The sequence below is a fragment of the Corallococcus sp. CA054B genome (assembly GCF_003611625.1).
GTDB lineage: Bacteria > Myxococcota > Myxococcia > Myxococcales > Myxococcaceae > Corallococcus > Corallococcus coralloides.
The window spans coordinates 1-1,476 of the sequence record NZ_RAVY01000391.1 but is presented as its reverse complement, the minus strand read 5'-3'; the positions used below and the strand labels follow the sequence as shown (position 1 = coordinate 1,476).

The window sequence follows — 1,476 nt, the reverse complement described above, 5'->3', positions numbered from 1 at the left end:
CCGCCCGTCAATCGCCCACCACCGCACAACAGCCGGTCCCCTCTCTGGACCGACGCGGCGCTTCAGGACCTGGCACGTGCGCAAACCCTCTCATGAACCCCCAACCCAAATCCTTGCATGTATTGACAGTGCGTATGAGGGCATTTAGAAACATGGAAATGTAACAGCGCGGTCTCAGAGGGGGATGTCTTGAACCTGCCGCACGCGACTTCCGGCGTCATCGTCCAGCAGCAGGGCGAAGCCTTCTTCCTCATGGACACGGAGGGAGGAGAGGTCTTCCGGGTGAACGAGACCGCCGCGCGCATCTTCGAGCTGTGCCAGGGCGACACGTCCCTGGACGGGGCGGTGGCGTCGTTGGCGCTCCGGCTGGGCGCCGTGGGCCAGGAAGAGGCCATCCGCGCCGACGTCCAGCGCACCGTGGCGCAGTTCCAGGAGCTGGGGCTGTGCGAGCCCTCGCGTCCCGTCTGACTTTTCGCCGTCCGCCGTAGTGCCTTCTTCCCCTCGTGAGGGGGACAGGCCGGGCCATGCCCTGGCCTTTGGGAATCCCGTGTGCCCGGGTCGCCCCGGGTGCGCGTGATGCCAGACGTGAGAGGTCTTATCACGTCTGGAATGAAGCATCGGTGTGTTGGCAGGCAATGTCAGACCCCCTGTCCACACTCCGCATGTTTCACCGCAGTGGCAGTGAACGCAGCAATCCATCCAGGAGAATCACCATGTACATCCAGTCCGAGATCGTCCGCGTGTCCGCGTCGTCCGACAAGTGCACCTGCTCCAACGGCATGGTCATCGCCGCGACGACCACGGCCGCGGAGTAGTCGCGCCCGCCGTTTCCTTCGAATCCCAAACATCCATCCCAGGAGAACCACCATGTACATCCAGTCCGAGATCGTCCGCGTTTCCGCCGCCACCGACAAGTGCACCTGCTCCAACGGCATGGGCGTGATCGTCGTCGCGGAGTAACGCGTTTCATGGCCGGGGGGAGGGCTTCGGTCCTCCTCCCGGCTGTGTCTTTCCTCTCACGCGCCGACACGCCCGCCCATGCTGCCCGCATCCACGCAGGTCTTGCTCTTCACCCAGGCGGACGTCGGCGGACACGCGCTCTTTCGAGTCGTGCCCGTGGAGGTGTCCGTGCGCCCCGGCCAGGGACGGCTGTGGACGGACGTGTCGCGGGGCAATGCCTTCACCGCCGCGTGGCAGGACCATGCGCGCCACCTGTCCGCGGTGGGCCGCGCGCGCTACGCGCTGCCGTGGGATGAGACGGACCTGCACGTCTCGCCGCGCGGCCGGAACGTGACGCTGGATGGCCGGAGCGCGTCGCTGCCGCTGTTCGTCGCGTGGGTGTCACTGCTCGCGGGCCTGCCGCTGCCGTCGCCCTTCCTGGGCACGGGCGTGGCGCTGGAGGCGCATGGGGAAAAGCTCGCGCCCGCGCCGCGCGAGTTCCTTCAGGGAAAGCTGGGCGTGGCGCAGTCCTACGTC

At 66.8% G+C, this 1,476-nt stretch carries 2 protein-coding genes; both read left to right on the top strand.

The annotated features are described in order from the left end of the window. Window positions 1-189: 189 nt before the first annotated feature. Window positions 190-468 carry a PqqD family protein gene (locus D7V80_RS40925; protein ID WP_120593139.1) on the top strand — a complete coding sequence of 93 codons (279 nt, stop codon included), beginning with the start codon at window positions 190-192 and terminating at the stop codon, window positions 466-468. 570 nt (window positions 469-1,038) lie between these two features. Continuing rightward, on the top strand, window positions 1,039-1,476 hold a 438-nt coding region (locus tag D7V80_RS40920; RefSeq protein ID WP_147447403.1), incomplete at its 3' end, for a hypothetical protein.